The organism is Mycolicibacterium stellerae (assembly GCF_003719305.1).
GTDB lineage: Bacteria > Actinomycetota > Actinomycetes > Mycobacteriales > Mycobacteriaceae > Mycobacterium > Mycobacterium stellerae.
This window is the reverse complement of the sequence record NZ_RARC01000006.1, coordinates 157,217-182,560: the sequence shown is the minus strand read 5'-3', so window position 1 is coordinate 182,560 and position 25,344 is coordinate 157,217. Positions and strand designations below refer to the sequence as shown.

The window sequence follows — 25,344 nt, the reverse complement described above, 5'->3', positions numbered from 1 at the left end:
CACGATGCGCGGATGGGTGGAAGCACTCGGCTGGCTGCCTGGTCGGTCGCCGTCGGCGCGCTTCCCCGCGGGCGTACCAACTCGGTGCTCGATGTGCCAGGCGTCGGGTTGGGGCACGCGACGGTCATCTCCGATGACGCCGAACCGCCTGCGGGTTCGGGCATCGCGCGCACCGGCGTCACGGTTCTCGACCCGGGCGGCGACGTCTGGGCCGCCCCCGTGCCCGCCGGGGTGTCGGTGCTCAACGGCGCGGGCGAGCTGACCGGCCGGTCCCAGATCGAAGAGTGGGGGGTTGCCGAGACCCCGGTGTTTCTGACCTCGACCATGCAGGTCGGCCGGGTCTACGACGCCGCATGCCGCCTGCTGATCGACGAGCAGCCACGGATCGGGGTCGACGACGTGGTGATCCCGATCGTGGGTGAATGCGACGACTCGTGGCTCACCGACGCCCGCCGCATGCACGTGCAGGACGGCGATGTCGCGGCGGCGCTTGCCGCGGCGCGGCGTTCGATCGGCGGAACCGACGTCGGCCTCGGCGCCATCGGGGCAGGCACGGGCATGGCCTGCTTCGGCTGGAAGGGCGGCATCGGGTCCGCGTCGCGGCTGCTGCCGGACGGCCACGTCGTCGCGGCGCTCGTGCTGGCCAACTTCGGCGAGTGGGGCCGTCTGACGATCGCGGGCGTGCCGGTGGGGCGCGGCCTCGGTCGGCCGCCGGATGCCACACCGCCGCCTGCCGGGTCGTGTATCGGCGTGGTCATCACCGACGCGCCGATTGACGCCGCGGGCTGTGCTCGTCTTGCGGCGCGAATGGGCCTCGGGCTGGCCCGCACCGGTTCGACCGGCCATCATGGATCCGGTGAGATATTCCTCGGCCTGGCAACGGGTTTGCGCACGGATCGGTCCGCTCCAGCCCGATCGGCGGCCGCCATATCGGGCACCGGTCTCGACCCCTACTTCGAAGCGACCGTCGATGCGACCGAGGAGGCGGTGATCGACGCACTGCTTGCAGGCACGACGACCACCGGTGTCGGCGGCAGGACCATCCACGCCCTTCCGCACGATCGCGTCCGCACGCTGTTGGGGCTGCCGTGACGGGAACCCGCCGCGACGAGTGGATCCCGATGTCGGACGGCGCCCGCCTCGCGGTCACGCTCTACCTTCCCGACAGCGGGGCGCACCCGTGCATCCTCGAGGCGCTGCCGTACCGCAAGGACGACCTGACCGCCTCCTATCGCCCCGAGTACACCCGGCTTCGCGACGAATACGACTATGTGGTGGCCCGCCTGGATGTCCGGGGCACGGGCAGCAGCAGCGGCCGTGCCACCGACGAATATCCCCACCTCGAGCAGCGCGACCTGGCCGAGGTGATCGCGTGGATCGCAGACCAGGACTGGTGTGACGGCAACGTCGGCATGTACGGCACGTCCTACAGCGGTTTCAACTCGCTGCAGATGGCCGCCGAGCGCCCACCAGCGTTGAAGGCCGTCATCGCGATCTACGCCAGCGATGACCGCTTCACCGATGACGTACATCTCTGCGGTGGCTCGAGACGGTGGCTGGACCTCGTCGACTACTGCCACTACATGACGCCGATGAATGCCCTTCCGCCCGTGCCCGCGCTATGGGGTGACGGCTGGCGCGACGAGTGGGCGGCGCGGATCGCCGAGCACGAGCCATGGCTCTTCGAATGGCTCGAGCACACCCGCCGCGACGGGTACTGGGAGCACGGATCGATCCGCCCGAACTACAGCGACATCGGATGCCCGGTACTCATCGTCGCCGGCTGGGCGGATGGCTACCGCAACAGCACCTTCCGCGCGATCGAGGCGCTGCGCGCGGCGGGACGGCACGCCGAGTTGCTGGCCGGGCCATGGCCGCACGCGGCGACCTCGTCGTGCCTGCCTGGCCCACGCATCGATCTGGTTCCGGAGATGACCGCGTGGTGGGACCGTTGGCTGCGGGGCCGCGCTCCCGCCGTCGAGCCACCGCAGGCGCGCTGGTATGCCAAGGCGTCCCACCGGCCCGCACCAGATCTCGATGAGGTGCCCGGCGTGTGGCGGGCCGACGAGTGGCCGACGCCGCGTATCGGCGAGCAGACCTGGTCGGTGGCACCGAAGCCGCCGTATGAGGTGGTCGCCGATATCGGCCTCACCGCGTGGCTGTCGTGTTCCGGACACCTGCCGTGGGGACAGCCCGACGATCAACGCGTCGACGACATCCGGTCGTTGACCTGGGACTGGCCCCTCGCCGACGGGCTCGAGATAGCCGGGTATTCGCATGTGCGGCTGCGGGTTTCGACGACGGAACCGGTCGCAGTCATCGCCGCCCGGCTGTGCGATGTGGGGCCGGACGGCACTTCGACGCTGGTGTCACGCGGCTTTTTGAACCTGACAAGGCGCGGCGGAATGGCGACCGCCGAACCGTTGGTGCCGGGTGAGATCTACGACGTCGACGTCGAGATCGATGCGATCGCCTGGCGCTGGGCACCCGGCCACCTGCTGCGGCTGGCCGTGGCCGGCGCAGACTGGCCCAACGTCATCGCGCCTCCCTCGCCGCTGACCATGACCGTGCACGGCGGTAAGTTGGTGCTACCGACCTATGATGCGGCCGAAAGCCCCTATCCGACACCCATTTTCGTACCAGCGGATGAGACGGCCGACGAGGACCCGTCCGCCGTCACCTGGCGGACGTCGCGTGACGTGCTTGCCCGCATCACCGGCGCGTTCGTCGAGCACGGCGGCGAACCATACGCCACTCCCTACGGCCGCGCAGGCGAGCACTACATCGGCGAGGTGAATGTGCAGACGCAGACGTTCGCGCAGTCGGCGCGATCCGACGTGACGTTCTCTGTGCACTACGACGACGACGCGGCGGGGGCTGCCGTCGATTGCGTGGCCCATTCGGTGCTGACGGTCGAGGCCGACGACACCGAACTCGATGTGACGATCGACCTGACGTGCACGGAAACAGGGCATTCGGGACAGCAAGTGGTGGGGCAGCGGAGTTGGCACCGGCGGTTTGCGCGTGATCTCGCATGAGATGCGGATAAGCGCCGGTTCAGCGAGTTGGCTTGCGCGCCTGCAACGTATACGTCAACGGCACCCGCTCCGGTCGCTCCCGAAGATGCCACTCGTCGTACTCGTCGCGCACCAGATGACCGGGCAGCACGTCACATGGCGCGCTGCGATGCTCTTCGAACGCGGTGAGCTCCATGCCCGCCTCGAGTAACCCGCCGATGATCTCGCCCAACCCGTGATTCCATGTGTGAGTCGTGGTGTGGGAAAACGTCGAATCCGTCTCGACGTAGGTCTCGTCGTCATCGAACACCAAGGGGCCCGACGTCTCGAAGTACGGGTAGTCGACGACCAGCAGATCGCCCTCGCGCTCCTCGTCAAGGGCCCACAGCATCGGATGGAATTCGCGCAGGAACAACCGTCCGCCCGGGCGGAGCAGGTCGGCGACGACCCGCGCCCACCGGCGGATGTCCGGCAGCCAGCACAACGCGCCGACGCCGGTGAAGACCAGGTCGAACCTGTTGGGGCCGAGCACCGAAACCGCCTCATCCACCTCGGCTTGGACGAAATCCACCTCCGCCCCGGCCAGCGCCGCTATCCGTCGCGCCTCGGTAAGGGCTGCGGGGGAGAAGTCGAGGCCCGTCATGTGTGCGCCGAGGCGGGCGAGTGAGACGGTGTCCGTGCCGATGTGGCATTGCAGGTGTACGCCACGCAGCCCAGCGATGTCTCCGAGCCGCGGAAGGTCGAACTGTACAACGTAACTCAGGAAAGACTGATCCTCTGCGAAGCTCGCGGCGTGGTAGTCGGGCGAGGTGGCGTGGGCGGGCGCGCGCTCGTCCCAATTGAGCCGATTGATCTCTGCGGAGTCCACGACGGTCAAACCATCCAGTTCGCTTCGTATGAGGGATCGGTGAGGGCAGGCCGGTCGAGCCGGAAAGCCGAGAGGTCATAACGGCTTTCGCCGTCGACGGCCACATCGGTGAGCAGGCGCCCGAACAGGGCAGCGAACTTGAACCCGTGGCCCGCGCCGAGACCGACGGTGACGGAAGGATGCCCGGGAAGCCGATCGATGACGAAGTCGCGGTCCGGCGTCAGTGTGTACAGGCAGCGCTTGGACCGGACGGGCGGGCCGCAGCGGGGGACCACTCGGCGCATGAATCCCGAAAGGCGTTCTCGCATGACCTCATCCGGTGCGCCGCTGCGGTCGTCGCCCGTCACGATGGGCCCGCCGCAGTCCTGCGCGGCCTTGATGGTGTCCTCGCCGTAGGTGGGGAAGCCGTAGTAGGACGGCTCGTCCATCCAGATCCACACCGGGAAGACGTCGGGACTGAACTCCGCAGGCCGCCCCGGAGCGAAATACGTGACCTGCTCCTCGGTGACGGTCAGCGGCAGATCGACGCCGAGCGGAGCGAGTAGATCGGCAGTCCACGCGTCTGCCGTGACCACCACGCACCCGGCGCTGATCACATTGTCGGCGGTGATCAGGTCGACGCCGTCGGCTCGTGGTACCAACGCCTCGACTCGGGTGTTGTAGTGCAGCACCGCGCCGAGTTCGGTTGCCCGCCTCGCCATCGCGGCGGTTCCTCTGGCTGCGGGCACGATTCCGGTACGGGCCTGATGGATGGCGATGGTCCCATCCGGTAGGTCGAACGCCGGCCACCGTTCGCCGACCGCATCGGCATCCAACACGTCGTAGGCGATGTCGTGTGCGTCCATCGACGACGTGTAGTCGGCGGCGGGGATCGCAGCGTCGTGTGGGTATAGGTCGAGTCCACCGGTGACCGTGACGAAATGTTCGCCGGTCTGATCCTCGAGGCGCGCCCAGTCGTCGTAGGCGCCGAAGGTCAGCGCGACGTAGGCGGGGGTGTGGTAGCTGTGCCGGATGATCCGCGACGTGTCGTGTGAAGCGCCGCGGTCGTGCCCGAACTCGAACGCCTCGAGACCGACCACGCGCAGGCCCCGGCTGGCCGCGTGCCATGCCGTCGAGCTGCCGAGCGCGCCGAGCCCGATGACCGCGAGGTCGCACACGTGCGTCATGCTAGCCGTGCCGCTCGAGTCGGGGGAGCAGCCAGCGGCGGATGTCGGCGGACGCGTCCTCCATCGGAGCGAACCACCCCTGCGTGTAGTACCGCGATGTCATTCCGCGCTGCACCGACTCGCAGATCGCCCAGTCCTGCCGGTTGACCAGATCCCAGAGATCGCCGGCATCACTGGGATCGAACTCCGGTTTGGCGGACTCATCGGGTGCGAAGAGCAGATCGCAGGTGATCTCGGTGCGGTCGACTGCGGTGGGTCGCAGCACAAATGCCGCGACGTGTTCGGCCGACAGCGACAGCAGCAGGTTGGGGTAGACGAGTTCGCCCTTGTGCCGCACCCGTTCTGCCTCGTCGAGGTCAGGGAACGGCGCGCGGTCGGTGGTGCCGGACACAGTGAACGTCCAGGCGCCGTCGCGATGCGGGATGCCGTCGTCCCACGCGAGGTCGGCGCCGCCGCCATCACCGAACGCGGGCACCAACCGCGACAGCTCGGGATGCACCGGTCCGCAGTGGTAGCACTCGTTGTAGTTCTCGGCTATCACCTTCCAGTTCGCCGCGACCGAATAGGTCAGCCGCATGCCCACCACGAGGGTGTCGAGCGGGTATCGTCGCACCCGTTCCGGCACAGGATGAAGCGCGTCGACGACAGCGGGGGCTTCCAGATCCTCGGTGAGCCAAAGGAATCCGCCCCACGCCGCGGCGTGCAATGTTTGCAGTCCGAACCTCGAGGTGTCCAGATCGATGTCGTCGGTGTGCGGGGCGTGCAACAGCCTGCCGTCCAGCCCGTAGGTCCAGGAATGATAGGGACACCGCAAGGATTTCGCGGAGCAGGGCTCGGCAGGGATGCCCGGCTCGACGGGTACCACCTGGGAGCCCCGGTGTCGGCACACGTTCGCGAACGCGTGCAGCGCACCGGCAGCGTCGGCGGTGACGATGACCGACTCACCGAGATAGCACACCACCGCACGTCGATTGGGACTGGCGTGTCCCGCTGCGGCAAGGCCGAACTCGTCGAGCCGACCGATGCAGGTCCACTCGCGCCGCAGCATGCCCGCTTCGCGATCGAAGGACGCCGCGTCGACGTAGTGGTGGCGATCGAGGGCCGGCTGGAGCGGTCGCCGCGTTGGATTCGACACAGCGCTATGACCCTGCGTCCGCAGTCACGAGATGGCATGCGCTGGTGTGGTTGTCGGCGTTCACGTCGGCGGTCAGCACGGGTAGCGCCACGGTCCGGCATTGTCCGTCGACGCCTGCGGCTGCGGCGGTGCCGTCTGCCAGCGCGGGGCACCGCGTGTGGAACCGGCAGCCATTCGGAATCCTGGTGGGGTCGGGCGTCTCGCCCACCAGCACGACCGGCTCGAGCCGCTCGGTCTCCGGCACCACCGACAGCAGTGCCTTGGTGTATGGATGCTGAGGCGCGGACATGATCTCTTCGGTCGGGCCGATCTCGAGGATGCGACCGAGATACATCACCGCCACCCGGTCGGCGATATTCCAGGCCAGCCCGAGGTCGTGGGTGACGACGACCAGCGTCAGACCCAGTTCGTCGCGCAGCCGCAGGAGCAGCGCGAGGATCTCTCCACGAACCGACGCGTCAAGGCTGGACACCGGCTCGTCGGCGACGATGATCTCCGGATCGAGAACGAGAGCTCCCGCGATCACCACCCGCTGGCGCTGCCCGCCGGACAGCTCGTGTGGGTAGCGCAAGTAAAAGCGCTCGGGTGGGCGCAGTCCCGCACGTGACAGTGCGTCGGCGACCTTGGCCTCCTCGCCCCGGTGCAGGCCGTGTACCCGCAGGCCCTCGGCCACCGCCTCGTATACGGTGTGCCTCGGGTTGAGTGCGCCCGACGGATCCTGCAGGATCAGCTGTGCCCGCCTGCGGTAGGCCTTCAGATCGCGGGCCCGATACGACAGCGTCTCGCCCGCTACGTAGACCGCGCCCGACGTCGGCCGCTGCAGGCCGAGAATCGTGCGGGCCAATGTTGTTTTCCCTGAGCCACTCTCGCCGACCAGAGCGATGATCTCGCCGCGTCGGACGGCCAGGTCGACGCCGTCGACCGCGCGTGCCACCTCGCCACCGCGGACACGGAACTCGACTCTCAGCTCACGCGTTTCCAGCGCCGTTGCACCGGCTTCCAATGCGGCCGTCACACCAGCACCTCGCCCGCATGATGGCACGCGGCGTCCCGACCGTCATAGTTCTCCAACATTGGTTCCGATGTCGTGCAGATGTCAGTCGCCGCGGGGCAACGGGGGTGAAACGGACAACCCGCCGGTAGGTCACCGGGGTACGGCGGATCGCCCGGCACCCCTGCGGGTGCGTAGCGGAACCGTGCGTCGCCGATCCGAGGGAACGCCGCCGCGAGCGCGCGGGCATAGGGATGTAGCGGCCGGGCGAAAACATCGCTCGCGCTGCCCTGTTCGACGATCCTGCCCGCGTACATGACCGCGACCCGGTCGCACGTCGAGGCGAGAACGGACAGGTCGTGGCTGATGAACACGACGCCGAGGCCGAGGTCGGCGACCAGCGACGAAAGCAAATCGAGGACCTGCGCCTGGACCATGACATCGAGGGCGGTGGTGGGTTCGTCGGCGATGAGGAGTTGGGGTTGGCAGGCCAGCGCCATGGCGATCATGACCCGCTGCTTCTGCCCGCCGGACAGTTGATGCGGGTATGCGCGAGCGCGACTGGCAGGCAGGCCGACCTGCTCCAGTAGTTCACCGACCCGAGTGCGCGCTGCCTTGGGTCCGACATCCATGTGCAGCAGGATCGGTTCGGCGAGTTGGGTTTCGATGCGCTGCACCGGGTTGAGCGCGTGCATCGCGCCCTGGAACACCACAACCGCCTGCGCCCAGCGGACGGCGCGCAACTGGCCGAACGACATCGCCATCACGTCATCGCCGTTGAGCCGGATCTGGCCGGTCACCTCTGCGGACTTCGGCAGAAGTCGCAACACCGAACTCGTCAACGTGGTTTTACCGCAACCGGATTCGCCTGCGATGCCGACGGTCTGGCCCAGCGGCACGGACAGCGACACGTTGCGGACCGCGGGGACCCGACCGTGCCTGGACTGGTAGGTGATGCTGACATCGTCGAACTCCAGCAGCGTCATATGTGTGCCCCGCGCGGGTCGAGGATGTCCTCGAGCGTTCGCCCGATGAGGTTGAAGGCCAGCACCACCAGCACGACGCAGATGCCGGGAGGGGCCAGATACCACCATGCGCCTGATGAGATGGCGCCGCCTGCGAAGGCATCGTCGAGGATCGTTCCCCAGGACACCGCGGTCGGATCGCCAAGTCCGAGGAAGGACAACGTCGTCTCCGACAGGATCGAAATCGACACGGCCAGCGTTGTATTCGCCAGCACAAGCGGCATCACGTTGGGCAGAACGTGGCGCGTCATCTGGTGCAGGTCGCCCGAGCCAAGGGCCTTGGCCCGCTCGAGGTAAGGCCTGCCCTCGACGGACAGCGTCTGGGCCCGGATCAGCCGGGCGGTGGCGGGCCACGACGTCACGCCGATCACGATGATGATGTTGAGCAGGCTCTTGCCGAGAACGGTGGCCAGAACGATGGCCAGCGGCAGGAACGGGATGACGAGGAACCAGTCGGTGAGCCGGTTCAGGATTCCGGCGACCCATCCGCGGTAGTGCCCAGACGCGATACCGACCGAGGTGCCGATGACCATCGCCAGCACGCTGGCGCACAACCCGACGAGCAGGGAGATGCGGGCACCCCACACCACGAGCGCCAGCACGTTGCGACCGGCGGCGTCGGTGCCGAGCCAGTACTGCCCGGACGGCGCTTCATAGACGCCGCCGCCCGCCTTGGTGACGTCGAGTTGGGACTCGTCGAACATCACCGGGGCGAGCACCGCGATTACGACGAACAGGATGAAGATCGTGAGGCCGAGCATGCCCTGCCTGGAGCGGCGGAACTGGCCGGCCAGATTGCTCCATGCCCGGCGCCTGCGCACCCACACGATCGAACGAGCCGAAACGGGCCCGGCTTCTGGGGTCATGTCCGTACCCGCGGATCGAGTCGGGCGTAGAGCAGGTCGGCCACGAGGTTGGCGAGAATCACGGCCGCGGAAAACAAGAGGAACAGCGTCTGCAGCAGTGGGATATCCGGTCCACGCAGGGCCTGCACGGTCAGCGATCCGAGGCCCGACAGCGAGAACACGTACTCGATCGTGATCGCCCCGCCGATGACGAAGCCGAGGTTCAAAAAGATCAGCGTCGTCGTCGGCAGCATGGCGTTGGGTACCGCGTGCTTGCGGCGCACATCGTCGTCGCGCAGTCCCTTGGCGCGTGCGGTCTGCAGGTACTCCTGGCCCATCTCGTCGATCAGCGAGGCGCGCATGACCAGTGCGTACTCGGCAAGATAGACCACGGTGAGGGTGAATACCGGCAGCACGAGATGCCAGCCGACGTCGGCCAGTCCGGCGAAGGAGCCGACGTCGATACCCGGTGTGGACAGCCCGCCGACGGGGAAGATCCCAGGGAACCCGAAAACGCCGACCGAGAACACGATCAACAAGATCATCCCGAACCAGAACTCCGGCATCGAGTACATGACGAGAGTTGTTGTGGTGGTGACCTTGTCGAAGCGTTCGCCGCGCTTCCATGCGGCGCGGACGCCGAGCCATACCCCGAATACCGTCGCGAGTAACGTCGCCGTGCCGACCAGCAGCAGCGTCGGACCGATCCGCGGCACGATGACGTCCCAGACGGGGGCGCTGAACTGCTGCGAGGGCAGCTCGGGAACGAACGGATTCTTGATGTATTGCACGAACTGCTCGGCGATCGGGGCATGAAATTTGATCTGCATCTGCCTTCTTATCTCCGGATCCACGTCCCGCCCGCGGGTGTAGAGGGCGATGGGATCGCCGGGCAGCATGCGGAACAGGAAGAAGTTGAACAGGATGACGAAGACCAACGTGCCTAATGACGACAGCACCCGAGACACCGCGAAGCGGACCCCCGGCCCGAGGACGCGCCCCCGTCCGGGCGCCTGAGGGGTTGGCGCGACGTCCGGTGCGTTGATCAGCGCCATCCGCTGGTCACTCCCGGTCGTCGGCCGCGCCTGCGCGACGCCGTCGCAGCAACAGGAAGGCCAGACCGCCGAGAACCGCGACAGCTGCCACGACTCCGCCGATGAGCGCAGGCGACGGTCCGCTCGACTGGCCCGCGCCCGCTGCGATCGGCTTGAGGTTCTCGTATGTCCACGTCCCGTACTGGAACAGGTAGGAACCGTCGGGATCGGGCTGCGGGATGAAGCCCTCGAACTTGTCGGTGCGGTAGCCGATCAGGTTGTCGTAGTAATAGGTCAGCGCGTACGGCCAGTCGTCGTAGAGAATCTGCTGCATCTGCTTGACGATCTCGGTGCGCTTGGCGACGTTCGTTTCGGCGCCCTGGGCGTCAAAGAGCTTGTCGTACTCGGGATTGCAGTAGAACGAATCGGAGAGGCCGGCCAGCACGCTGCCGTCCTCCTCGTATGATCTACTGCCGCAGGTCATGGTGGAGAGCTGGTAGTTCGGGTCGGGTTCGACCACCCATCCCCATTCGAACATGTCGAACTCGCCCTGGCCGATCTTCTCGGTGAGGGCATCCTCCGAGATGAGCGTTACGTTGGCCGCGATGCCGACGTCGGCGAGGTAGCGCTTGATGTACTCGACGGACTTCTTGGAGTTCGGGTTGTCGGTCCTGCCGAAGAGCCGGAAGTCGAGCCGCGCGCCGTTTTCGGCGCGCCGGACGCCGTCGGGACCCATGCGGTAGCCCGCGGCGTCAAGGAGCTGGCGGGCCTTGTCCGGGTCGAAGGTAGCCTCGTCGGACGGCGTCAGGTGCAGGTTCGCATAGTTCGGCGTGATGATGGTCGTGCCTGGGCTGCCGTGCCCCCCGAGAACCTTGTCCACCAACGTTTTTCGGTCTATCGACCAGCCGATGGCCTCGCGCAGGCGCCTGTCCTTCAGCAGTGGGTTGCCGTCCCCGATCGGCTTGCCGTCGACCAGCGCCGCTCCGGTGTTGAAGGCCAGCTCGTTGAATCCCGGGTAGACCTGGGACTTGCGTTCGATGTTCGGCGCGTCGGCCAGCGAGTCGTAGACGTTGGGCTGCAGGTCGTTGGCGTAGTCGATCTCGCCCTTCTTGAGCGCCTGGCCGAGTGCGTCGGGGTTCGCATAGGTTTTGAAGACGATCTCGTCGACGGCGGGCTTGCCGCGGTAGAAGTTCGGATTGGCGACCAACCGGGTGAATTCGCCGACCTTGCGCTCGGCGACCAGGTACGGCCCGGCCCCGACGACGGGCTTGCCGCCCTGCGGTTCGTTGTTGTAGCTCTGGATGGCCGTTTCGTCGATCTTGGAGTAGACGTGCTCGGGAAGGATGTAGACGACGAGCGTCTGCATGATCGGTGTTGGCTTGTCGACGCGGAGGATCAGCGTGGTGTCATCGGGCGCCTCGGCCTTGGTGATGTTGCTGACGTAGTTGCCGTAGTTGGTCTTCTCGAACGTGCCGTTGATGATGCGGTTGAAGGTGTAGGCCGCGTCCTTCGCGGTCAGCGGTTCGCCGTCGCTCCACTTGAGGTCCGGCCGCATCTTGTAGGTCCAGTACGTCTTGTCCGGGGACTCTGTCCAGGATTCCGCCAGCCCCGGCACGACGGCGAAGTTCTTCGCGTCCCACTCGGTCAGCGTCGGGTACTGCATTTGGAACATCTCGTAGGCGGCGACCGTGACCCCGATGAACGGGTTGAGCGAGTCGACGTCCTGCACCACCCCGACGGTGAACACCGACTTGGCGGGAGGTTCGTCGGCGCTGGAGAGTCCGGTCGGGAGGAAGAGCAGCCCCATGATGCATGCCAATGCGGCGATGAGGCGGGTGGGTCGATGTGCCATCACGTGCCCTCGAGTTTGACTGACGGATCAGGACGCCACCAAATACACCACGAACGACGGATTCGTGCAGGGGGTCCGGAGATCTTGAACGAATTCGTTGCGAAACGGGAGTTATGGTTTGCATCGCGTATGACGCGCGCTGAGACAGTCGGGAGGTTTGCCGTGTCACCCCGCCGCGATGCCGAACTTGCCTTCACCCCGCCGGTCGCGCGGGTCGCAGACGGCAGGGGCGGCGCGTACGACTGGATCGCCGAGCCCACCTCGGAGTTGATCGATCTGCTCGACTCCGAACGCGCGTATTACGAGGCGCGGGTCGCTTCCCTTGCAGAGCTGCGGGCTACCCTGACCGCCGAGATGACCGCGCGGGTACCAGCCACGTCGGAATCGGCACCTTGGCGGTCCGGAGACTTCACCTACCGCGAAATCCACGGCGCCGGTGCGGAATTCCCCACGCTCGTGCGCCGCACTGCCGATGGCACGGACGAGCGGCTGATCGATCTGCAGGCGGTCGCCGATGCGCACCCCGCCGCAGAGTTTCATCTCGGCGAGTGCGAGGTCAGCCCCGACGGGACGACGCTGGCCTGGTCGTCCGACATCGTCGGCGACGAGCGATACGCCCTTCGATTCCGCGACCTGGCCAGCGGAGCGGACCTGCCGGGCGTCATCGAGTCGACCTTCCCCAGTGGCGGATGGAGCGCGGACTCGACGACATACATGTATCTGCGCACCGACACCATCAATCGACCCCATCAGGTGTGGGCGCATACGCTCGGCGCCGATCCCGCGACAGATCGACTGGTCTTCACCGAGCCCGACGAGCGGTTCGAAGTCAGCGTGAGCGCCACCCGGTCCGGGGCGTGGTTCGTGATTACCGCTGCATCGCGGAACACCACCGAGGTGCACATCCTGTCGTGCGCTGAGCCCGCCGGCACGCCGAGACTCGTTCGCCCCAGGCAGGACTTGGTCGAGTACCGCCTCGAGCATGCGCCCGGCCCCGAAGGCAATCGCTTTCTGATCGTCACGAATCTCGACGCCGAATCCTTCCGCATCGTCAGCGCTGCGGTCGATGCGCCGGATCGGTGGGACGACTATGTGGCCGAGGATTCGACGACACGCGTCTACCAGGCGCACGCATTCGACTCCGCGGTGGTGGTGTCCGCCCGACGCGAGGGCGTCGGGATGCTGACGGTGCACCCCTACCGGGGCACGGCCTTCGAGATCTGGCCCGACGAGCCCGGTGGCCTGGTGACACTAGGCCGCAACGAAGTGTTCGACGCCGACTTCGTCACCGTCGTCCAGCAGTCGTTCATCTATCCGACCCGGTGGGAAGACGTCGACATCGGCTCCGGCCGTCGCAGCCCGCGTCACGTCGAGCAGATCGTCGGGGTGGATCCCGACGCCTACGTGCAGGAGCGCCACCTGGCCCCGGCGCAGGACGGCACCGCAGTGCCCGTCGTCGTCGTGCGCCGACGCGACGTCGACCTCGACGGCAGTCCGCCGCTCTATCTGTACGGCTACGGCTCCTACGAAGCGTGCATGGACGCCGACTTCGGCTTCGACTGGTGGCGCTCACTGCCGTCGCTGCTTGATCGCGGGGTGGTGTGCGCGTTCGGTCAGCCGCGCGGCGGCGGCGAGCTGGGCCGTCGCTGGTGGCTCGACGGTCATCTGCGGGCGAAGCCGAACACATTCGACGACCAGGCGGCCGTCGCCGACTTTCTCGCAGGCGGGTTCGTCGATGGCACCCGCATCGTGAGCCGCGGGCTGTCGGCGGGTGGCCTTCTGCAGGGCGTGCTGTACTCCAAGCGACCCGAGCGCTTCGCCGGCATCGTGGCTGAGGTGCCCTTCGTCGACGTCGTCGCCACCATGTCGGATTCGTCGCTACCGCTGACGATCCCGGAGTGGGACGAGTGGGGGAACCCCGCCGACCCCGGCGACCGCGCGGTGATGGAGTCGTACTCGCCCGTCGACAACCCGCCGGCTGCCGAACCGAGACCGGCCCTGCTGGTCACCGGCGCCATGCATGACACCAGGGTGCTGGTCCGTGAGCCGGCGAAGTGGGTCGCCACGCTACGGGCGACCGACCCCGGGCACGGTGCGGGCGTCGACCGCGCGTCTCCGGCGTCCAGGCGAACCGTGCTCTTTCGCGCCGAGACGCGCTCCGGGGCCCACGCCGGTCCGGTCGGGCGCTACTCGCAACTCGACTACGAAGCCGAGATCCACGCCTGGACCCTGGCGTGCTTGAGCTGACGCTCTGCCATCAGTGTTTTCCGATCCCTGGTGCGAACCTGCCGACCGACGCCAGGTAGTCGCGATATTCCGCACCGTGTGTGGCTGCCAGGTAGGGCTCCTCGACGACACGCACCTGCACTTCGATCGTGAGGACCAACAGCATGAAGCCGACGATCGCCACCACATTGGGTGTCACCAGCGCGATGCCAAGCCCGAACACGAACATCGCGCTGAAGATCGGGTTACGCACCAGGCCGAAAACGCCTTGCCGGACAAGCGTTGTCGTCTCGCTCGGGTCGACGCCGATACGCCAGGAGTCACCCATGTCGATCTGCGCGTAGACCGTTGCTGCGATGCCTGCGATCGCCACCACGATCCCGGTGAGCTGGATCCAAGGGGCTTGCAGGAAAGTCAGCGGATCAACCACACCGGCCAATTGCAGAGCGGGTGCGAAAAACGCCGCGGCTATCGCGGCGACGAAGCCGACACCGGCGAACCATTCCACCGAACCGACGCGTCCGGTGATGCCGCGAAACCCGGTGGAACCGGTGCGACGGCGCTGAAGCCAACTGCGCCAGCCGAATCCGAGCACGGCAAACACTGCGAACAATGCAAGCGCAACAACCGGCATTCCCGTTCCTCCCTTTAACAGCACGGATCACCGCGCCAGGCATTTCGGCCCTCGCGAACCGCCACCGCCGCGATGACCAACGCGGCGACCGGATCGGCCCACGACCAACCGATGACCGCGTTGAGCACCAGCCCGGCCAACAGGGCCGCCGACAGGTAGGTGCACAGCAGTGTCTGCTTCGAATCCGCCACCGCGGAAGCCGATCCCAGTTCGCGACCGGCGCGCCGTTGGGCCAGCGACAACACCGGCATGATGACGAGGCTCGCTGTTGCTAGACCGATTCCGATCGGCGACGGTTGCGGCTCGCCGAAGCCGACCAGCGACAGCACCGCGTCGACCGAGACGTACGCGGCGAGCGCGAAGAACGCGAACGCGATGAATCGCAGCGTGGTTTTCTCCCGCGTCTCGGGATCCTTGGCGGAGAACTGCCATGCAACAGCCGCCGCCGACGACACTTCGATCACCGAGTCGAGGCCGAAGCCGAATAGCGCCGAGGAGGACACGCGTGCGCCCTCGGACAATGCGATCACAGCCTCGACGACGTTGTAGGTGATCGTCGCCGCGACCAGAAGTCGGATCCGTCGCGCGAGCACGTCGCGCCGTGAACGGACGGGCGCGCTCATCAGCAGCAGGCGTCGGCTTCAGAGGAGGGGCAGCAAGCCGGGTCGACGGTGAGCACCAGGCCGATCAGGTCGCCCAGCGCGTGCCCGATGCGCTCATCGGCCAGTCGGTACCGGCTGCGGCGGCCTTCGGGCTCGGCGACGACCAGTCCGCAGCCGCGCAGACACGCGAGATGGTTGGACAGGATCTGTCTGCTCACGCCGATCTTGTCGGCCAGCTCGGAGGGGTAGTCGGGTGCGTCGCGCAGCATCAACAGAATCTCGGCGCGGATGGGATCGGAGATCGCGAATCCGAACCGGGACAACGCATCGCTCTGGGTGGCCGTCTGCATATTCACGACAGTACATCAAAATCTGTATTCAGAATATACTGAACTATCCCCGCCCCTCGTTCGGCCGATCAGATGCGGCCGTCGATCCGCAGATCCGGATGCACCCAGTTCGGCGACCGGCGTTCCTTGAAGGACAGGAACCCCTCGACCGCCTCGTCGCCGCTGTAGCTGGCCTGCATGCCGATGCGGTCGAACAACCCCATGTAGTTGTCGAGGCTGGACTTCACCACACGCCTGGCGGCAGGAGCCGTCCGGCAGCACTGGGCGAGCACGTCGCGCGACGCGTCCATCAACTCCTCGTGCGGCACCACTCGCGAGACCATGCCCCAGTCCTCGGCCTCGGCCGCGGTCAGCGTGCGGCCGGTGAGCATAAGGTCGCGAGTGCGGACCGGGCCGATCAGGCGCGCCAGTATCTGGCTGTAGTACGTGTCGGCGATACCACGGAACAGTTCGGGCACCCGGAACGTCGCGCGGTCGCTCACGACGGCCATGTCGCTGCAGAGTGCGATCTGCAGGCCGCCACCCTGGCACAGCCCGTTCACCGCCGACACCACCGGCTTGGTCGACTGGCGCAGCTTCTCGAACGGCGTGACGTCCATGCCGAGCGCGGCGCCGAACGTCAACCAATTGTCGTCGCCGCCGCCACCGAGGTCGCCACCGGGGGCGAACACGTCGCCGGTGCCGGTGATCAGCAGACCCGCGAGGTCCGGGTCGGCCTCGACGTGGCCGATCGCGTACTTGATGCCGAAGTACATCGCAGGCGTCATCGCGTTGCGCGCCTCGGGCCGGTCCAGCGTGCAAATGGCGAACGGGCCCTCGCGGCGGAAGTGCAGGAATCGTGTTCCCAGCCAGTCGCCGTCGGGCGGCCGCGGCGTTGCGGTCGACGTCATATTCGCCTTTCTCCAGCCTTCCGATTGGTCACAGCATCCTCGATGGCCTCGGCATACGGGGCGCAGTCCCCGGCACCCGACACGAGCGTCGACAACGCGCCCGCCACGCACGCCCGCCGCAAAGCGTCCTCGTAGCCGTCGAGCCAGCCCGCGGCCAGCACCCCCGCGAACACATCGCCTGCGCCGGTGGTATCGACCGGGTGGACCGGGGGAGCCGGCACGTCGAAGCGCTCGTCAGCGCCGAGGTAACTTGCGCCTCGCGAGCCGCGGGTGATCACCAGATGCGGTACCGGCCAGTGCCATTCGCGCGCCTCGGCTTCGTTGACCACGACGACGTCGGCCAGTTGCGACAACGCGAGCAGGTCGTGGGGTTTCGCGCCTGCGGGCGACGCGTTGACCACGACGACGGCGCCGGCCTCTCTGGCGATCTCTGCGGCTGCGACGGCGGTGGCGATCGGGATCTCCAACTGCATGAGCACGACATCGCTGTCGGCGATGACGCTGCGCGCCTCGGCGCGGTCGACGCTCAGATGGGCGTTGGCGCCGGGCGCGACGACGATGCTGTTCTCGCCCGTCGAGTCGACGATGATCGCGGCCGACCCGCTCGGTTCTGACAGCGTGACGATCCCGTCGAGCCCTACTTCGTTTGCGCGCAGATGGGCGCGCAGTTGCTCACCGGCGGAATCGTTTCCGAGCGCAGCGACAAGCGAGACCGCGGCGCCTGCGCGGGCGGCGGCGACGGCCTGGTTGCCGCCCTTACCGCCGGGGGCGCTTGCCAGCGATGAGGCCAGCACCGTCTGCCCGGGCCGGGGCAGCGCATCGACCTTGAACGTCAGGTCGGCGTTGACACTGCCCACTACGCAGATCCGCGCCGCCATAGCTGTCAACGCTAACTCACCAGGGGTCGGCTGACACCCGTCGAGCCCAGCGGAGAGGTCCGATACGCTGGGGTAATGAGTCTGCAAGCACCGTCAGTGCCCGACTTACGTCGGCAGGTGCACGACGCGGCGCGACGGGCCAGGCTGGCCGCCCGCGAGCTGGCGACCTTGAGCACGGCAGCCAAGAACTCCGCCCTGCACGCCGCGGCCGACAACGTGCTTCGCGAAGCCGCCAACGTGCTCGAGGCAAACAAAGAGGATCTGGCCGCCGCCAAGGCCGCGGGCACCCCCGACGCGATGCTGGATCGGCTCGCCCTCAACCCGCAGCGGATCGACGGCATCGCCGCCGGGCTGCGGCAGGTGGCGGGGCTGCCCGACCCGATCGGTGAGGTGCTACGCGGCCAGACGCTGCCCAACGGCCTGCGGTTGCGTCAGCAGCGGGTCCCGATCGGCGTGATCGGCATGGTCTACGAGGGCAGGCCGAACGTGACCGTCGACGCATTCGGCCTGACATTCAAGGCGGGCAGCGCGGTGCTGTTGCGCGGCAGCTCGTCGGCGGCGCGGTCGAACCAGGCGCTGGTCACGGCGCTGCGCGATGCACTGGAGATCGAGAACCGCAACGCCGACACCGTGCAGCTGCTGCCCAGCCAGGACCGGGCCAGCGTCACCCACCTGATCCAGGCCCGCGGTCTGGTCGACGTCGTCATCCCGCGCGGTGGAGCGGGGCTCATCGACGCGGTGGTTCGCGACGCGCAGGTGCCCACCATCGAGACCGGTGTCGGAAATTGCCATGTCTACGTTCATGAATCAGCCGACCTCGACGTGGCCGAACGCATTCTGCTCAACGCCAAGACGCGTCGGCCCAGCGTCTGCAACGCCGCCGAATCGGTGTTGATCGACAGCGCGATCGCCGACCGCGCCGTGCCGCGACTGACCAAGGCTCTGCAGGATGCGGGCGTGACGGTGCACGCCGATCCCTCCGAGGAGGAACTGCGGACGGAGTTCCTGTCGATGGACATCGCGCTGGCGGTGGTTGACGGTGTCGACGCCGCGATCGCCCACGTCAACGAATACGGCAGCGGCCACACCGAGGCCATCGTCGCGACGGATATCGCTGCCGCGCAACGGTTCACCGAGCGCGTCGACGCCGCCGCCGTCATGGTGAACGCGTCGACGGCGTTCACCGACGGCGAGCAGTTCGGCTTCGGCGCCGAGATCGGCATCTCCACCCAGAAGCTGCACGCCCGCGGACCGATGGGCTTACCCGAATTGACGTCGACCAAGTGGATTGTGTGGGGAGACGGCCACACCCGGCCCGCCTGATTAGGAGAACGATGAGCGCTTGCGCGAAGAGTATTGGACCCACCGAGTGAGTGTGCCCGCACGCTCGGCGCCGATGTTCGCCGACATCGACGATGTCGCGCGACGGCTGACCGAGACCGGCTACCTGCCCGACACCGCAACGGCCACCGCGGTTTTCCTCGCCGACCGGCTGGGCAAGCCGCTGTTGGTCGAGGGGCCTGCAGGCGTCGGCAAGACGGAACTGGCCCGTGCGGTCGCCCAGGCGACTGGATCGGGCCTGGTGCGGCTGCAGTGTTACGAGGGTGTCGACGAGGCGCGCGCGCTCTACGAGTGGAACCACGCCAAGCAGATCCTGCGGATCCAGGCCGGCCACGGCGACTGGGACCAGACGAAAACCGATGTGTTCTCAGAAGAATTCCTGCTGACGCGGCCGCTGCTGACGGCGATTCGCCGGACCGAGCCGACGGTGCTGCTGATCGACGAAACCGACAAGGCCGACATCGAGATCGAGGGCCTGCTGCTTGAGGTGCTGTCCGATTTCGCGGTCACCGTGCCCGAACTCGGCACCATCACCGCCGAACGCACCCCGTTCGTCCTGCTGACGTCGAACGCCACCCGCGAGCTGTCCGAGGCGCTCAAGCGTCGCTGCCTGTTCCTGCACATCGACTTCCCCGACCCTGATCTCGAACGCCGAATCCTGTTGTCCCGGGTGCCGGAACTGCCGGGGCATCTTGCCGAGGAGCTGGTGCGCATCATCGGCGTGTTGCGCGGCATGCAGCTCAAGAAGGTGCCGTCGGTCGCCGAGACGATCGACTGGGGGCGCACGGTTCTGGCACTTGGGATGGACACCATCGACGACGAGTTGATCGCCGCCACGCTGGGCGTGGTGCTCAAGCATCAATCCGACCAGACGAAGGCCGCCGGGGAGCTGAGGCTCAACTAATGGCCGTCCGCCGCACCCGTCCGCCGCAGCCGCTGGCCCCGCACGGAATTCCCGGTCACTTGGTGGAGTTCGTCGAAGCCCTGCGCGGTCAAGGCATTTCGGTGGGCCCGTCGGAGACGGTCGACGCCGGTCGGGTGATGAGCGTGCTCGGGCTCGGCGACCGCGAAACGCTGCGCGAGGGTCTCGCGTGCGCGGTGCTGCGCAGGCCGGACCACCGCGACACCTACGACGCGATGTTCGATCTGTACTTTCCCGCCGCACTTGGTGCGAGAACGGTGCTCGACGACGACGAGTCGGACACCGACGGCCTGCCGCCCGAAGACGTCGATGCGATGCGGCAGATGCTTCTCGACATGCTTCAAGACAACGATGAGCTGGCCAACATGGACGAGCGGCTGGCGGCGATGATCGCGCAGATCGTCGAGGCCTACGGCCGCTACAATTCCAGCCGGGGTCCGTCGTACTCGTCGTATCAGGCACTCAAGGCGATGAACCTGGACGACCTGGAGGGGCGGCTGCTGGCCGGCCTGCTCGCGCCGTACGGTCACGAGCCGACACCGACGCAGGAACAGATCGCCAAGGCTCTTGCAGCTCAACGGATCGCACAGCTGCGCAAAATGGTCGAGGGTGAGACGAAGCGGCGCACGGCCGAGCAGCTGGGCCGCGACCACGTGCAGATGTACGGCGTCCCTCAGCTGGCCGAGAACGTCGAGTTCCTGCGCGCCTCGGGCGAGCAGCTGCGGCAGATGCGACGAGTGGTCCAACCGCTGGCCCGCACACTGGCGACGCGCCTTGCCGCGCGGCGTCGGCGATCGCGGGCGGGGGAGATCGATCTTCGCAAGACGCTGCGCAAGTCCATGTCCACCGGTGGGGTGCCGATCGATGTGGTGTTGAAGAAGCCGCACCCCGCCCGCCCGGAGTTGGTCGTGCTGTGCGATGTATCCGGTTCGGTCGCGGGCTTCAGTCATTTCACGCTTCTGCTGGTTCACGCGCTGCGGCAACAGTTCTCCCGAGTCCGCGTCTTCGCATTCATCGACACCACCGACGAGGTCACCGAGCTGTTCGGGCCCGACGCGGACCTCGCCGTCGCGGTGCAGCGGATCACCAGGGAAGCGGGCGTCTACACCCGCGACGGCCACTCCGACTACGGGCACGCGTTCGTGTCGTTCCTCGACAAGTACCCCAATGTTCTCTCGCCGCGCAGTTCACTGCTGGTGCTCGGCGACGGGCGCAACAACTACCGCAACCCCGAGACCGACCTGCTGACGCACATGGTCGACTCGAGCAGGCATGCGCACTGGCTCAACCCTGAGCCCCGGCATCTGTGGGGCAGTGGCGACTCGGCGGTCCCTCGCTACGAGGAAGTCATCACCATGCACGAATGCCGGTCGGCCAAACAGCTGGCAAGCGTCATCGACGCCTTGTTGCCGGTCTAGTTTCAATGCCGAGCAGACGCAAAAGTACCCCAAAATCGTTGGCTGAGGGTACTTTTGCGTCTGTTCGCGAGAAGAAGGTCAGGCGAAGGAGACGGTGACGTCGCCGCCTGCCGGGTCGGCGGCTGCCACCAGCGACCACGGCGCCCGGTACACCCGGCCAGGGGCGGCAGGCCACGGCGTGCGCTTCATCGCGAGCGTCCGCCCGTCCTGCACCGCCCTCAGCTTCGGCAGCCTGCGGTACTCGTCGACCCAGAACAGCAGATCACCCCTGGCCGCGACGCCGCCCTCGGGTGAGACCAGCTGCGGGGTAACCCATCGCAGCGGCGCGCCGGTGCGGATGCGGACGGCTTTCGGTGGCTCGTCGCGATGGTCCAGCCATCCGCAGACCGCGGCCGCGACATGGCGTCCGTCCAACGCAGCGCCGTCGGCGGTGTCGACGGGGTGCAGCAGGTTGCCGACCGCGAACACCCCGGGGCTGCTGGTGCGCAGGCCCGCGTCGACCACTGGACCACGCGTCGCGGGGTCCATCGCCAGGCCGCCGGTGCGGGCCAGTTCGTGGTCGGGGATCCAGTCGCCGGTGAAGACGACCGTGTCGCAGTCGACGATGGTGCGCTCGCCGGTTTCGATGTTCTCCACCACCGCGGCGCGTACCCGGTCTTTGCCGTCTATGCCGACGACCCGGCTGCGGGTGAACACGGGCCCTTCCATCAGGAACCGGCCCGGCACGCGGAACGCCGCATAGGCCTCCGACCGCGGATACCCGCTGACCATTCCGGCTGTGGCGCAACCCGCTTCGCGCAGAGTCAACACCGCCGACCAGCTCACGAGTTCGGCGCCGACGATCAGTGCCCGGTTGCCGACGTGGGCGTGGTGCAGATGCACCAGGTTCTGCAACTGCCCCGTGGTGTACACGCCGTCGGGACGATCGCCGGGCACCAGGCGCGCCGGCCGGGGTCGCTCCCTCGCGCCCGTCGCCAGCACCACCGCGTCGGCCGTGACGGTGCGGACGCCCCGCGGCGAGGTGATCTGCAGCCGTCGCTCGCCTGCCCAGTTGGTGACCATCGCTTGGGTCTCCAGCGTGGCGCCCGCGTCGAGCGCCATCGAGGTGAGTCGCCTTGCGTATGCGGGGCCGCAGATGAACCGCTTGAGGTCGCGCATGCCGTAGCCCGGATGGTCGCTGTGGCGTGGGATTCCGCCGGTCTCGGCTTCACGTTCGATGACGAGGACCCCACCGTCGACCCGGGGGGCGAGTGCGGCGGCGGCGGTCAAGCCCGACGGCCCGCCTCCGACGATCGCCACCGCGACATGTTCTTCGGTCATCGAGCCTGGCCGCCCGCATCCAACAGCGCCTTGGTGTGCGCACCGCAGTAGAAGCCTTGGCAGCGGCCGTTCATGACCCGGGTGCGACGCCGCAGCCCGTCGAGATCGGCTGGTGGGATGGGGGATTGGAACGCGTCGCGAAGCTCGCCCGCGGTGACCCGTTCACAGAAGCAGATGATGCGGCCGTATTCGGAATCGGCGGCGATGCGCTCGCCATCCTGATACGGGCGAAGGTAGGCGTCCCCCAGGTTCGGCATCTTGGGCGGCGGTGGGAGATCCGGGCGTTCGGTCACGTCGAGGCCGGCATCGTCGAGCAGACCCGTCACGTATTCCGCGATCGCCATTCCGGAAGTCAGCCCGGTGGATCGGATTCCGCCGACCAGCAGGTAGCGCGCTGCTACGTTGATGTCGATGAGATAGTCGTCCTGGTCGATCGCGGCGCGCAGCCCGGCGTAGGTGGCGGTGATCTCTTCGTCGAACAGCGACGGCATCAGCGCGCGGCCCTTGGACACCAGGAATTCGAACCCTTCCTCCGAAGTTCCTGTCGCGGTACGGTCTTGAAGGTTTTCCGACGTCGGGCCCACCATCACGTTGCCGTAGATGGTCGGGCTGACCAGCACCCCCTTGCCACGGGATGACGGCACGGCCAGCACGATGCACGGCACCATTGGCCGGGCCAGTTTGTCGAACACCAGCAGTTCACCGCGGCGCGGCGTGACGGCGAAGCGGTGATGGCCGAACTCGGCGTCGAGATGGTCGGCGCCAAGACCCGCCGCGTTGATGACCCAACGCCCGCACACATCGCCGCGGGTTGTCTGCAGCGTGGTGCGCCCGTCATCGGCCACCGCCCCGGTTACCCGCGCGCCACGCATCAGCCGCGCGCCGCGTGCTACGGCATCGGTCGCCAGGGCGAGGTTCGTCGTCCAGGTGCAGATGATCGACTCACCGGGCACCGTCAGCCCGCCGAGTACACCGTGGCCCAGGTCGGGAACCCGCCGATACACCTCGTCGGCACCGACGATCTCGCAGCGGTGGTAGAAGTTTCGTTCGGCCTTTTCCTTCAGAGCGGGAAGGGCGTCGAGCTCTTCGTCGGTCCATGCGACGAGCAGTGCGCCGGTGTGCTCGACTGGGATACCCGTCTGTTCGGCGTAGGCACCGAGCAACTCGTAGCCGCGCGCCACCAGTCGTGACTCGAGTGTGTCGGGAGTCGCGTCGTATCCGGTGTGCAGCAGCGCGGTATTGGCCTTGCTGGTGCCGTCACCGACGTCGTTACGTGCTTCGAGCAGGGTGACCGAGAGTTTCGTGCCCGCGAGCGCCCGCGCAATCGCCGAGCCGACGATCCCGCCGCCGACGACGATGACGTCACTGATATCGACGGCGGCACTCATGGGACGGTCGTCTCCTCATGCACGAGAACCGATTCCGCGGCGCGCATCCATCGCGACATGAACTCCTCGGCTCGGTCGGTTGACCACTGCGGTAGGTAGGTGTGGTCGGGTGTCCACGTGCCGACGGCGTCTGTCACGTCGAGACCGGTATCGAGCGCCAGTCGCGCACATGCGGCGGCGCCGAGCGCGGTGGCGTGCAGCGAGGGGTAGACGTCGACGGGGATCCGCGCCAAGTCGGCCTGCGCCTGCATGAGAACCGTGGACTGAGTGAGCCCTCCGTCGACCCTCAGCCGGGTCAACGGCTGTCCCAAATCGGAGGCCACCAGGTCGGCCAGCGCCGCGACCTGAGCGGCGATGCCCTCCAGAAGGGCACGCACCAATTGGCCGCGCCCGCTTGACAGTGACATGCCGCTGAACGACGCGCCGGCCGCTGAGTCCCACCACGGCGCCGCCAATCCGGCCAGGGCGGGGACACACAGCACGCCGTCACTGGAATCTGCTGCGACAGAGTCGATTTCATTCGCCGCAGGCACCAGCCCCAGGTCGACTGCCCAGCGCACCGCGGACGCCGCCGTGTAGACCTGACCGTCGACGCAATACGACGTGTGCTCGCGCAACCGCCACGCCACCGAGGTGGTCAAGCCCGACGTCGACCGGGCCGGGTTGGCGCCGAGCTGGGCCAGCAGGAAGGCGCCGGTGCCGAATGTGGCTTTGGCATCGCCTGGCGTCAGGCAGCTTTCGGCCAACAGTGCCGCCTGCTGGTCGACGATCAGTCCGGCGACGGGAATCGTCGGCCCGAAAGCATCTGTGCTGCCGACGATCTGGTCACAGCCGACGATCTCGGGTAGCGCCTCGCCGGTCAGGCCGAATAAACCGATCAGCTCGTCGTCCCATTCGGCGGAGTCCAGAGAGGTCAGCAGTGACCTGCTGGCCGTCGACGCGTCGGTGACAAACGCACCGCACAACCGGTGCACCAGCCAGGTGTCGGTGGTGGCGACCACACCGGCAGTCGTCATATTCGCTCGGATCCACGCCATCTTCGGTGCGGTGAAATAGGGGTCGAGCACCAGACCTGTGCGCTGTGCGACGGTGTCCGCGGATGCCTGTAGCGGCGCGCAGATCGACTCGGCCCGGCGGTCCTGCCACACCACGGCAGGTGTCAACGGGCGGCCGGTGCCGCGGTCCCAGGCCAGCACGGTCTCGCCCTGGTTGGCCAGCGCCACCGCCGCGACCGGAACGTCCGCCTGCGCCAAGGCGTTTCGGCCGGCGCTGACGACCGAGTCGAACAGCGCCTCCGGGTCCTGCTCGACTGCGCCGCCTGCCGAGTACTCCGGCCGCACCGCCACCTCTGCGATCGAGACGACCTGCCCGGCCTCGTCGACCACGATGGCCTTGGTGCCCGAAGTCCCCTGGTCGATGGCCAGGAAGTGGTGCATGAGCAG

22 protein-coding genes are annotated in these 25,344 nt (G+C 67.4%); 6 read left to right on the top strand and 16 right to left on the bottom strand.

Annotated features, from left to right (window positions below):
- Positions 1–12 precede the first annotated feature (12 nt).
- Positions 13–1,092, top strand: coding sequence for a P1 family peptidase (locus tag D6M19_RS10940; protein ID WP_164478431.1), 1,080 nt, complete (start codon positions 13–15; stop codon positions 1,090–1,092).
- Complete coding sequence (locus D6M19_RS10935; protein ID WP_123025217.1) at positions 1,089–3,038, top strand: CocE/NonD family hydrolase; 1,950 nt, start codon at positions 1,089–1,091, stop codon at positions 3,036–3,038. The genes D6M19_RS10940 and D6M19_RS10935 overlap by 4 nt, the downstream gene beginning before the upstream one ends.
- Before the next feature lie 19 nt (positions 3,039–3,057).
- Here D6M19_RS10935 and D6M19_RS10930 read toward each other — a convergent pair whose 3' ends face one another.
- From D6M19_RS10930 to D6M19_RS10895, 8 genes are read right to left on the bottom strand one after another with little or no spacing between them, the layout of a single operon-like run.
- Positions 3,058–3,885, bottom strand: coding sequence for a class I SAM-dependent methyltransferase (locus D6M19_RS10930; RefSeq protein ID WP_123025216.1), 828 nt, complete (start codon positions 3,883–3,885; stop codon positions 3,058–3,060).
- Positions 3,886–3,890: 5 nt separating this feature from the next.
- A complete protein-coding gene (gene solA, locus D6M19_RS10925) occupies positions 3,891–5,042 on the bottom strand; it encodes an N-methyl-L-tryptophan oxidase (protein WP_164478430.1) in 1,152 nt (383 codons plus the stop codon).
- 10 nt (positions 5,043–5,052) lie between these two features.
- Positions 5,053–6,186, bottom strand: a complete 1,134-nt coding sequence (locus D6M19_RS10920; protein ID WP_206428500.1) for an aromatic ring-hydroxylating oxygenase subunit alpha — start codon at positions 6,184–6,186, stop codon at positions 5,053–5,055.
- A 4-nt stretch (positions 6,187–6,190) separates the two neighbouring features.
- Complete coding sequence (locus tag D6M19_RS10915) at positions 6,191–7,201, bottom strand: oligopeptide/dipeptide ABC transporter ATP-binding protein (RefSeq protein WP_123025214.1); 1,011 nt, start codon at positions 7,199–7,201, stop codon at positions 6,191–6,193.
- On the bottom strand, positions 7,198–8,163 hold the full coding sequence (locus tag D6M19_RS10910) for an ABC transporter ATP-binding protein (protein ID WP_123025213.1): 966 nt from the start codon (positions 8,161–8,163) through the stop codon (positions 7,198–7,200). The genes D6M19_RS10915 and D6M19_RS10910 overlap by 4 nt, the downstream gene beginning before the upstream one ends.
- Positions 8,160–9,068, bottom strand: coding sequence for an ABC transporter permease (locus D6M19_RS10905; RefSeq protein ID WP_123025212.1), 909 nt, complete (start codon positions 9,066–9,068; stop codon positions 8,160–8,162). The genes D6M19_RS10910 and D6M19_RS10905 overlap by 4 nt, the downstream gene beginning before the upstream one ends.
- On the bottom strand, positions 9,065–10,102 hold the full coding sequence (locus D6M19_RS10900) for an ABC transporter permease (protein WP_123025211.1): 1,038 nt from the start codon (positions 10,100–10,102) through the stop codon (positions 9,065–9,067). Before D6M19_RS10900 ends, D6M19_RS10905 begins: the two co-directional genes overlap by 4 nt.
- Before the next feature lie 7 nt (positions 10,103–10,109).
- The gene (locus D6M19_RS10895) at positions 10,110–11,933 is read right to left on the bottom strand and encodes an ABC transporter substrate-binding protein (protein WP_123025210.1); all 1,824 of its coding nucleotides are present in this window, start codon (positions 11,931–11,933) and stop codon (positions 10,110–10,112) included.
- Positions 11,934–12,095: 162 nt separating this feature from the next.
- Here D6M19_RS10895 and D6M19_RS10890 point away from each other — a divergent pair, with 162 nt between their 5' ends.
- Positions 12,096–14,180 (top strand): prolyl oligopeptidase family serine peptidase, encoded by a 2,085-nt coding sequence (locus tag D6M19_RS10890; protein ID WP_164478429.1) that lies wholly within the window; start codon positions 12,096–12,098, stop codon positions 14,178–14,180.
- 10 nt (positions 14,181–14,190) lie between these two features.
- Here D6M19_RS10890 and D6M19_RS10885 read toward each other — a convergent pair whose 3' ends face one another.
- The 5 genes from D6M19_RS10885 to D6M19_RS10865 all read right to left on the bottom strand — a co-directional run bounded on the left by D6M19_RS10885 (position 14,191) and on the right by D6M19_RS10865 (position 17,513).
- Positions 14,191–14,793: a methyltransferase family protein gene (locus D6M19_RS10885; RefSeq protein WP_123025208.1), complete on the bottom strand. Its 603-nt coding sequence runs from the start codon at positions 14,791–14,793 to the stop codon at positions 14,191–14,193.
- Positions 14,794–14,807: 14 nt separating this feature from the next.
- A complete protein-coding gene (locus tag D6M19_RS10880) occupies positions 14,808–15,416 on the bottom strand; it encodes a cation efflux transmembrane domain-containing protein (protein WP_123025207.1) in 609 nt (202 codons plus the stop codon).
- A complete protein-coding gene (locus D6M19_RS10875; protein ID WP_123025206.1) occupies positions 15,416–15,745 on the bottom strand; it encodes an ArsR/SmtB family transcription factor in 330 nt (109 codons plus the stop codon). Before D6M19_RS10875 ends, D6M19_RS10880 begins: the two co-directional genes overlap by 1 nt.
- 68 nt (positions 15,746–15,813) lie before the next feature.
- Complete coding sequence (locus tag D6M19_RS10870) at positions 15,814–16,635, bottom strand: enoyl-CoA hydratase/isomerase family protein (protein WP_123025205.1); 822 nt, start codon at positions 16,633–16,635, stop codon at positions 15,814–15,816.
- Entirely contained in the window at positions 16,632–17,513 is an 882-nt protein-coding gene (locus D6M19_RS10865; protein WP_123025204.1) for a ribokinase, read from the bottom strand. The genes D6M19_RS10870 and D6M19_RS10865 overlap by 4 nt, the downstream gene beginning before the upstream one ends.
- Positions 17,514–17,588: 75 nt before the next feature.
- On the opposite strand from D6M19_RS10865, the gene D6M19_RS10860 reads away from it, so the two are divergent.
- Genes D6M19_RS10860 through D6M19_RS10850 form a run of 3 tightly spaced genes read left to right on the top strand, consistent with a single transcriptional unit; the run spans position 17,589 to position 21,194 of the window.
- Positions 17,589–18,836, top strand: a complete 1,248-nt coding sequence (locus D6M19_RS10860; RefSeq protein ID WP_123025203.1) for a glutamate-5-semialdehyde dehydrogenase — start codon at positions 17,589–17,591, stop codon at positions 18,834–18,836.
- Between the two features lie 46 nt (positions 18,837–18,882).
- Positions 18,883–19,758, top strand: a complete 876-nt coding sequence (locus D6M19_RS10855) for an AAA family ATPase (protein ID WP_123025202.1) — start codon at positions 18,883–18,885, stop codon at positions 19,756–19,758.
- Positions 19,758–21,194, top strand: a complete 1,437-nt coding sequence (locus D6M19_RS10850) for a vWA domain-containing protein (protein WP_123025201.1) — start codon at positions 19,758–19,760, stop codon at positions 21,192–21,194. Before D6M19_RS10855 ends, D6M19_RS10850 begins: the two co-directional genes overlap by 1 nt.
- Before the next feature lie 78 nt (positions 21,195–21,272).
- Here the strand turns inward: D6M19_RS10850 and D6M19_RS10845 are convergent, their stop codons facing one another.
- The 3 genes from D6M19_RS10845 to D6M19_RS10835 are packed head-to-tail and all read right to left on the bottom strand — an operon-like array spanning position 21,273 to position 25,338.
- Complete coding sequence (locus D6M19_RS10845; RefSeq protein WP_123025200.1) at positions 21,273–22,514, bottom strand: NAD(P)/FAD-dependent oxidoreductase; 1,242 nt, start codon at positions 22,512–22,514, stop codon at positions 21,273–21,275.
- Positions 22,511–23,902 carry an NAD(P)/FAD-dependent oxidoreductase gene (locus tag D6M19_RS10840; RefSeq protein ID WP_123025199.1) on the bottom strand — a complete coding sequence of 464 codons (1,392 nt, stop codon included), beginning with the start codon at positions 23,900–23,902 and terminating at the stop codon, positions 22,511–22,513. Before D6M19_RS10840 ends, D6M19_RS10845 begins: the two co-directional genes overlap by 4 nt.
- The gene (locus tag D6M19_RS10835; RefSeq protein ID WP_123025198.1) at positions 23,899–25,338 is read right to left on the bottom strand and encodes an FGGY family carbohydrate kinase; all 1,440 of its coding nucleotides are present in this window, start codon (positions 25,336–25,338) and stop codon (positions 23,899–23,901) included. The genes D6M19_RS10840 and D6M19_RS10835 overlap by 4 nt, the downstream gene beginning before the upstream one ends.
- Between the last annotated feature and the right edge of the window lie 6 nt (positions 25,339–25,344).

Coding starts and splice junctions, on each gene's coding strand:
- D6M19_RS10880 (WP_123025207.1), bottom strand. CDS start 15,416: ATGAGCGCGCCCGTCCGTTCACGGCGCGACGTGCTCGCGCGACGGATC.
- D6M19_RS10895 (WP_123025210.1), bottom strand. CDS start 11,933: ATGGCACATCGACCCACCCGCCTCATCGCCGCATTGGCATGCATCATG.
- D6M19_RS10845 (WP_123025200.1), bottom strand. CDS start 22,514: ATGACCGAAGAACATGTCGCGGTGGCGATCGTCGGAGGCGGGCCGTCG.
- D6M19_RS10875 (WP_123025206.1), bottom strand. CDS start 15,745: ATGCAGACGGCCACCCAGAGCGATGCGTTGTCCCGGTTCGGATTCGCG.
- D6M19_RS10865 (WP_123025204.1), bottom strand. CDS start 17,513: ATGGCGGCGCGGATCTGCGTAGTGGGCAGTGTCAACGCCGACCTGACG.
- D6M19_RS10860 (WP_123025203.1), top strand. CDS start 17,589: ATGAGTCTGCAAGCACCGTCAGTGCCCGACTTACGTCGGCAGGTGCAC.
- D6M19_RS10850 (WP_123025201.1), top strand. CDS start 19,758: ATGGCCGTCCGCCGCACCCGTCCGCCGCAGCCGCTGGCCCCGCACGGA.
- D6M19_RS10835 (WP_123025198.1), bottom strand. CDS start 25,338: ATGCACCACTTCCTGGCCATCGACCAGGGGACTTCGGGCACCAAGGCC.
- D6M19_RS10905 (WP_123025212.1), bottom strand. CDS start 9,068: ATGACCCCAGAAGCCGGGCCCGTTTCGGCTCGTTCGATCGTGTGGGTG.
- D6M19_RS10870 (WP_123025205.1), bottom strand. CDS start 16,635: ATGACGTCGACCGCAACGCCGCGGCCGCCCGACGGCGACTGGCTGGGA.
- D6M19_RS10840 (WP_123025199.1), bottom strand. CDS start 23,902: ATGAGTGCCGCCGTCGATATCAGTGACGTCATCGTCGTCGGCGGCGGG.
- D6M19_RS10910 (WP_123025213.1), bottom strand. CDS start 8,163: ATGACGCTGCTGGAGTTCGACGATGTCAGCATCACCTACCAGTCCAGG.
- D6M19_RS10900 (WP_123025211.1), bottom strand. CDS start 10,102: ATGGCGCTGATCAACGCACCGGACGTCGCGCCAACCCCTCAGGCGCCC.
- D6M19_RS10940 (WP_164478431.1), top strand. CDS start 13: ATGGGTGGAAGCACTCGGCTGGCTGCCTGGTCGGTCGCCGTCGGCGCG.
- D6M19_RS10885 (WP_123025208.1), bottom strand. CDS start 14,793: ATGCCGGTTGTTGCGCTTGCATTGTTCGCAGTGTTTGCCGTGCTCGGA.